At 71.6% G+C, this 7,480-nt stretch carries 6 protein-coding genes and 1 pseudogene; 3 read left to right on the plus strand and 4 right to left on the minus strand.

Translation table 11 applies throughout. From position 1 onward, the window contains the following. Positions 1–369 (plus strand): annotated as a pseudogene (locus tag B7767_RS19285) (hypothetical protein); the annotation flags it as partial. Between the two features lie 153 nt (positions 370–522). Here B7767_RS19285 and B7767_RS19290 read toward each other — a convergent pair. The 4 genes from B7767_RS19290 to B7767_RS19305 form a co-directional block, all read right to left on the minus strand. Further along, positions 523–1,599 carry a hypothetical protein gene (locus B7767_RS19290; RefSeq protein ID WP_085573275.1) on the minus strand — a complete coding sequence of 359 codons (1,077 nt, stop codon included), beginning with the start codon at positions 1,597–1,599 and terminating at the stop codon, positions 523–525. A gap of 168 nt (positions 1,600–1,767) precedes the next feature. Then, positions 1,768–2,277 (minus strand): DinB family protein, encoded by a 510-nt coding sequence (locus B7767_RS19295; RefSeq protein WP_085573268.1) that lies wholly within the window; start codon positions 2,275–2,277, stop codon positions 1,768–1,770. A 100-nt stretch (positions 2,278–2,377) separates the two neighbouring features. Further along, positions 2,378–3,376 carry a hypothetical protein gene (locus B7767_RS47335; protein ID WP_143652553.1) on the minus strand — a complete coding sequence of 333 codons (999 nt, stop codon included), beginning with the start codon at positions 3,374–3,376 and terminating at the stop codon, positions 2,378–2,380. Between the two features lie 739 nt (positions 3,377–4,115). Beyond that, entirely contained in the window at positions 4,116–4,430 is a 315-nt protein-coding gene (locus B7767_RS19305) for a trypco2 family protein (protein ID WP_085573270.1), read from the minus strand. Positions 4,431–4,521: 91 nt separating this feature from the next. On the opposite strand from B7767_RS19305, the gene B7767_RS19310 reads away from it, so the two are divergent. Both B7767_RS19310 and B7767_RS19315 read left to right on the plus strand, forming a co-directional pair. Next, positions 4,522–5,844, plus strand: coding sequence for a serine protease (locus tag B7767_RS19310; RefSeq protein WP_085573271.1), 1,323 nt, complete (start codon positions 4,522–4,524; stop codon positions 5,842–5,844). A gap of 46 nt (positions 5,845–5,890) precedes the next feature. Next, on the plus strand, positions 5,891–7,480 hold a 1,590-nt coding region (locus B7767_RS19315; protein WP_085573272.1), incomplete at its 3' end, for a protein kinase.

Genomic DNA, 7,480 nt, shown 5'->3' on the forward strand with positions numbered 1-7,480 from the left:
ACCCTCTTCACCCCCAGGCGAGGCACCATCGTGGGCGACGCCCGCCTCGCAGGACAGGAAGAAGGACTCAAGGAAGGACTCAAGGAAGGACGCGAGGAAGGACGCGTGGCCGGAAAGGCCGAGCAGCTGCTGCGTCTGATGGGGCGCCGCGGCTTCTCGATGACGGAAGAGACCCGACAGCGCGTCACCACCTGCACGGACATGCCGCTCCTGGATCTCTGGTTCGACCGCGCCATCGACGCCACCACCCTCGACGAGGTCTTCGCCACCCCCTCCTCCACGGACCGCGTCCCCGCCCCCGCCCAGAGCCCGGAGCACACCGCAGTCCCCGGCCAAGGGCCGACGGACCCCAGGCCCTCGGCCGACTGACACCAAGGGCGCACACCCGGCCGCACCCCACTCCGGGGTGCGGCCCGCTCGGTTCACGGCCCGGCCCCCAGCGCCTCGTGAACGCCCGCTCCGAAAGCGCACCGACCCCTCTCCGCCTCCGCGGAGGAGCCCGCCCGCTCCGGAGCCGACGGTTCATTGGATCAGGTCGGTGTGCGGGTGCTCGGGGGAGGTCGGGCAGACGTAGAGCTGCATGTTGTCGGCGCTGCCCACTTCCACCCTCGTCGGCTGCGCGGGGGACAGACCGGCGCGGTGACCGTCGGCGTAGGCGGCGGCCCGGTCCTCGTACGGCGCCCAGCCGCGCAGCTCACCACCGTCCCATTCGAGGGAGGCGATGGTCAGCAGCGGGACCATCTGGGCGTCGCAGACGGCGCAGTACCGGCGGTACGGGTCGGTGCGGCCCCACGGCGGCCAGCCGCCGACCTTCCAGCCGGGAGCGCCGGCCAGATTGCCGTCGTAGAACTCCGCCGGGTACTCCGCGTACGAGCCGTCCACGTCCGCACCGGCCGCTTGCCATCTGCTCCAGTCCCCCACCACCTGCCTCAACTCCGGGCTCAGATCGAGGCTGTTGGGATACTCGGTGATCGCTTCCGGGGCCAGCAGACACGGCTCCGGCACATAGCCCGGGTAGTTCGCCTCATACGGTTCCGGTGGCGTGGCGAGGACGTCGACGACCGAGGCGGCGGACCGCCAGAACACCGCGGTCGCGGGCTTCCAGTCGGGCTCGTGGTCGTAGGGACACCAGAGGACCTGGAGCAGGTCGGCCCCTCCGGGCGGCCGCAGCAGGGGTACGTCGCGCACGTACAGCTGGGCCACGGGCAACAGGGGGACCGGGCGCTCCGCGGGCCAGGGAGGGCCGGCGTCGAGCAGCTCCGCGTACCTCTCGGCCTTCTGTTCCAGGGCCGCCTGCTCCTCGGGCGTGAACGAGGGGCCGTAGGGGTCCTCGTACCGCCGGGCCCGGTTGTGCCTGTCGAGCCGCACCTCCGCCGGCGACTGGCGGAACCCGCTGTCGCCGTGCAGGTGCGCGTCCTCGCAGTGCGGCCAGGGTTCGTCGGCCGGCCACAGCAACGGTCCCCCGACCGAGCTGTCCTCGACCGAAGGCGACCCCGGTCGGGGGTGCAACCGGATCGCGGGACGCGCCAGCGGAGCCAGTTCGGGAAAGACCGCGGTCACCTCGAAGGGCCGCGGCGGAGTCGTCCGTACGAAAACCATGCCGGTGATCCTGCCACCGGCCACCGACAGTCCCCCGCCCCCCTCGATCGGCAGTGGAACGGCCGATGTCGCACTCGGCAGTGACGGCAACGGTTCCCGGAAACCCGTCGCCCGCCTTCCACTCGCCGGCGCCAAGGCGTCGGCGCAGGGCGTACGGCTCTCGCGGACTCAGGCGCCCACGGCCCCGTCGACACCCTCTCGCAGGAAGTCCGCATGCCCGTTGTGGCGGCCGTACTCCAGGAGCACGTGCACCATCACCATCCGCAGTGACACCTCCTCGCCCCATCGTGGCTGATACCAGGCCCGGTCCAGGGACTCCGCCTCCCGCTCGACACGGCGTGAGTTCTCCACCTCGGCCTCCCAGGCCGCGAACGCCTCGTCCCTGGTCGACGCGCTCGCGTCGTACGCCGCCTGGAAGTCGACCTCGTCGGACCAGACCATGGGTGCGTCGTGGTCCTCGAACACCCGACGGAACCAAGCACGTTCCACCTCCGCCATGTGCCGCACCAGACCGAGCAGCGAAAGCGTGGACGGCGGCATCGACCGCCGTCGCAGCTCCTCGTCGGTGAGCCCTTCGCACTTCATGGCGAGGGTCGCGCGGTGGTAGTCGAGGAAAGCCCGCAGCATGTCGCGTTCGCTGCCGAACGTGGGCGGTCCTGTGCGGTTGTCGCCGGTCACTGGCCCGTGCTCCTCATCCGTGCCTGCGTCGAGGGGCCAGTATCCATTCCCGTCGGCCGTCCCCCGGACCTGACTGTTCCGACGTGTCGGGGCAACACAGTCAGGGCTTCGCTGACCCGGTCACGTCCACCGCACAGGATGCGGTTCCCGACTTCACCGGTCTCAGCCATGTCTGACCCGCCAGGATCTTCACAGGGCTCTTGGCCGACGGATCCCAGAGCACCGCCGTGTCTCCCGATACGCCGAAGGACAGATATGGAGTGCGCGGGTTCAGCGGAGGGCCTTCACCGGACAGCTCGTCAAGGGCGACCAAGGGTTGCACACACGTCCACGCCGGTTCGACCCCGAAGTAGGACGGTGGGGCCTCACCGCTCTCGGCCGCCGCGACCACCTCGTTCACGGCGGCCCTGGCCGAGTCGAGAGCCTGCAGCGTCGCGCCGGTGACCATCAGCAAGAGGACGAGCACATACAGGATGATGTTGAACCCGTCTCCCGGTGCCGCGTATCCGTGGTGCCGGTGGCGGGCAAAGCCCCACCAGGCGGGCAGCACCATCACCATGCTGAACATCATCAGCAGTTTCACTCCGGCCAGCGCCTGCCAGGCGGGCGGTACGTCGAGGTCGTCCGGTGAGAGGCTCAAGCCGTCGGCGTACAAGGCGTGCAGGACGGAGCCGGCGGCCACGAACGAGGAGACGGCCAGGGTCGCCACGAGGGGAGCCACCCAGGCGACCCACTCCCCCCAGGTCCACTGGCGCACGAGAAGTCTCAGCCCGCTGATGACACCGATCACGGTCGCAGCGACCACGATGTGTTCCGGTGTCCAGCCTTTCCCGTCGTCGCTGAGGATCCCCAGTCCCATTGCGGTGAAGAGCATCACGAACAACAGAGCGAGTCCGACACCCGCCAGTCCGCCCTCACGGAACAGGCCCCACCCCCCGCGCATGGCTCGGTATACGCCGAGGCACACCACGAGGATCCAGAACCAGCGCGCAAGACCGGGTGCGCCGGAGGCGAAGACCAGCGCCGCAGCCGGCAGGAACGCCCAGAAGACCAAGTGGAAGAGCCGGCGTTCGAACTCTTCTTCCCGCCAGTACTTCACGGAGCCACGCCAGCGACCGTCGAGCGGCCTCACGGACACAGCCGGGGGAGCCGCACCGCCGATGGGCTCGGCGCGCGCCAGTCGCACGGCCTGGCGAGGCGTGCCCGAGACGATTCCGTCGATGTCGTACCTGCCCAGCATCACGGCCCTGCGCAGGAGGAACCGTCTCCACCTCGACCGCCCGCCGGGGCGCCTGCGATCGACGCCGACGGCCCGCCAGTTGGAGAACATTTCGCGGTCTCTGTCCAACGGCTCGGCACGACGGACATACGCCTCGATCCTGGCTCTGCGCATGATCTTGCGCAGCCGGTCCGCAGCCCCTCGATCACACCGCTTCGCCGCACCGAACAGACGGACTTCGACCTCGTACACACGCGACCCGGGACCCTGCCGCAGCGCTGACGCCAAAGGCCCCTCCCCATCCGAGTAGCACCCCCGAACGGGCCAGCCATGCGCGTCGAAGCGTTGCTCCGCCTCCTGCCAGTCGTCGGGGCCGCCACAGACCTCGACGAAGACCCGTACACGTCGGTCATAGCGCGTCTGGGTCACGGGAGCGCTCGCCTCGTCCGCCCGCTGATCTCAAGTGGAATACCCAAACGCCGACTTGGCACTTTCGGTGATCGCACTGTCAGTCCCCCTCGGTACCGTCCGGGCCATGACCGGTTCCCTCGCTCCATTCCGGTGCCCGACGGCGCACGGCCACAGCAGCACGGCGGGAGAGCTTCCGGAGCGAAGTGGCTCAGCCTCGGGCGGTCGTGTCCTCGCGTCCGACCTCGTGGTGGCGGCCGTCGGGGCGGGGAAGGGGTTTGAGGGCCACCTCGACGCGGTGGGTGGAGTCGTGGCTCACCGAGCCGCCCAGGCGGGCCTCGACGACGCCCAGGCGCAGGCCCGCGCCGCCCTCGCCGGCCCGGTGGAACTGGACCGAGAACTCCAGGCTGACCTGCTCCACGTGGAACCGCCAGTCGCTCTCCGCGCCCTCCGCCTGGGCCCGCGCCAGCTCCGCGCGCACCGTGCCGATGGCCTCCGCCAGACCGATCGGTTCCGCATTCGCCATATCAACACACCGCCACTTTCGGCTGATTGACCGATCCACCCTGCTCACAAGTCTAGGGACGCCCCACGCTTTGCACGTAATGTGAGACGGCATGGGGGAACTGCGTGCGGACTGGAGACTCAGGCTGCGGCGCGAGGACGCGCACGGCCCCGTGTGCGGCGCCGGCGTGCTCGTCGACCAGTACACGGCGCTGACCTGCGCGCACGTGGTGCGCCGGCCGGACGCCGTCATGTGGCTGGAGTTCGCCGAGAACAGCAGGATCGAACCGGTCTCGGCGCGGGTCATGCCCGGGGGCTGGCTGGCGGAGGGCGCCGGCGGTGAGGACGTCGCCGTGCTGCGGCTGGACAGCCCCCGTCCGCAGGCGCGCCGTGCCCCGCTGGAGACCGGGCTGTGGGGCGGCATGGAGGTGTACGCCACCGGTTACGCGGAGGGCTTCGACGACGGCATGAGCCTGTGGGGGCGGATCGGCGGCGCCAGCGGTGAGCGGGTGCAACTCGACGCCGTCACCAGGTCGGAGGTGGTGCGCGCCGGGTTCAGCGGTGCCGGCGTGTGCACCCGGCCCCAGGAGGACCGGCCCGCCCGGGTGGTGGGCCTCGTCGTCAGCTGGCGCGGAGACCTGGGCGCGGCCCTGCCCGAGGACAACCGGCTCTCCTTCTCGTATCTGATCCCCGTCGGACGCATCGCCGAACTTTCGCCGCTCATCAAGGAGTTGAGCAGTCCGGGCGCCTGGGACCACGGCTTCGAGGAGCGGTTGTCCCGGTGGTTCGACGACCCGGACGAGGACCCGGTGAAGATCACCGTGGTGCCTCCGGGCAGCGGCAAGGACCGGTCGCTGCGCCATCTGCTGCACCGTGCCCACGTCGTCCACCGCGGCGGCGCCAGCAGGCCGGACCTCATCGACCACGCCCTGGACCAGGTCACCTTCCCGGCCGGTGAGTACCTGGCGTACTGGGACTGGCTGCGCGGCGCCAAGGCCCGGCCCGGGCGGGCGGCCGACCGCGCGCCCGTACGGCCGGTCACGGTCCTCGTCGACGGGCTCGACGAGGAGCCCCGGCCGGGACCCCTCATCGAGATCCTGTCCCGATTACGGACGTTCGGCTTCCGGCTGCTGCTCGTCTTCCGCCACGAGGGCGGGCCCGGCTGGGCCGCCGCCCGTGACCTCCTCCTGCGGCCCGCGCTCCTGCACCACGCGGACACCCTGCTCGACCGCTTGCAGCGCGCGGAGTTCAGCCGGGCGGTACGCCGCGACATCGTCGACAGCGCCTCCCTCGGCTCCGTGACCGAGACCGCCGACCGGCACCGCGCCACCCGCCGCCTGCTCGACGACGTACGGGACCCGCAACAGCAACTCACCCGGCTGCGCGCGCTGATCAGGACCCTGCGCGCCGACCTGGGACGCTGCGGGGACCGGTGACGCCGTGCACCGTCCGGGCCGGGCGGGGAAGGAGGAGCACGAGAGGATGACGACCTGCCCGCACCGGCGCTTCACCGGGGCCCCCTGCGGCGGCGCCGTACTGCCCACCGGCTACTGCGCCGTCTGCGGCCGCGCACAGGACGGCCCCGGGCTGCCCGCCCTGCCGGAGGACCCCCGCGAACTCGGCCCCCGCGAACTCCTCGCGCTCCCCGCGCGCGAGCCGCGCCCCGCCGGGGAACGCCTCGTCCGGCCCGAGGCACCGCCGCGCATCCGCATGGGCTGCTCGTCCGCCCACTGCGGCATCACCTTCGCCCCGCCCTACACCGAGGGCCCGGTGCCGATCGAGGGGTTCTGCCCGGCGTGCGGCGAGCGCTACTCGTACCGGCCCGAACTCGCCGAGGGCGACCTGCTGCGCGACCAGTACCGCGTCATGGGACCCATCGCGCACGGCGGCCAGGGCTGGGTCTACCTGGCCGAGGACACCCATCTCGGTGACGTCGTCGCCGTCAAGGGACTGCTCAACCGGTACGAGCACGACGGCGCCCGCCTCGCCGACGTCGAACGCCGCAACCTCGTCGCCATCCGCCACCCCCGCATCGTCCAGATCCGCGACTTCGTCGCCCGCCGGGACGGCGCCGGCCAGGTCACCGGCGGCTACATCGTCATGGACGACGTCGGTGACGGCACCCTGGCGAAGGTCACCGAGGAGGTCCGGCGCGGGGAGTCCGTCCTCGACATCGAGCACGTCGCGGCGTACGGCTGCCAGATCCTCGAAGCCTTCGTCCATCTGCACGCCGACGGCGAGCGGGTCTTCGTGTACGGGGACATGAAGCCCTCCAACGTCGTGCACCACCGGGACGGCATCAAGGTCATCGACCTCGGCGGCATGCGCGAACAGGGCCAGAGCCTGCCGCCCGCCCACGTCACCCCCGACTACATGGCGCCCGAGACCGGGACGTCGGGCGTGCCCACCGTCGCCCACGACCTGCACACCGTCGGCGTCACCCTGCGGGAACTCGCCCGCTGGGCCGTCACCGACGTGCCCGGCCTCGGCACCGCCTCCTTCGACCGGGTCGTCGACCGTGCGGTACGGACCGACCCGTACCGCCGCTTCACCGACGCCCGCGAGATGGTCGGCCAACTGCGCGGTGCCCTGCGGGAGATCCGCGCGCTGCGCGGCAAGAGCGATCCACCGGAGCCCTCCGACCGCTTCCGGCCGTCCACCCGGCTCCCCGGCGCCCGGCTCGGCACGGTGCCGGACATCGGGCACTGGCTGGACCGTCCCCGCCGCGACCGGTACCAGCCGCCCGTGGCGCCGGTCCTCGACCTCGGCACGCCCACCCCCGCCGAGATCGCCGCCTGCCTGCCGGTGCCCAGGCCGTATCCGGGCGATCCGCAGGCCACGCGGTTCGAGGTGAGCAGCGGCTACGACCCGGGCCGGCTCCTGGAACAGGAGGACGAGAAGCCGCCCTCGGTGGAGATCCGCCTGCACAACGTACGCGTCCTGCTGGGCCGGAACACCCGCGACGACCTGCGGCGGGCCCAGGAGGAACTCGACACGGCCGACTCCGTCCCGGGGCCGCCCGCCGTACGCCGGTGGCGGCTGGAGTGGCACCGCGCCCTGCTCGCGCTGTGC

The organism is Streptomyces sp. 13-12-16, assembly GCF_002114215.1.
GTDB lineage: Bacteria > Actinomycetota > Actinomycetes > Streptomycetales > Streptomycetaceae > Streptomyces.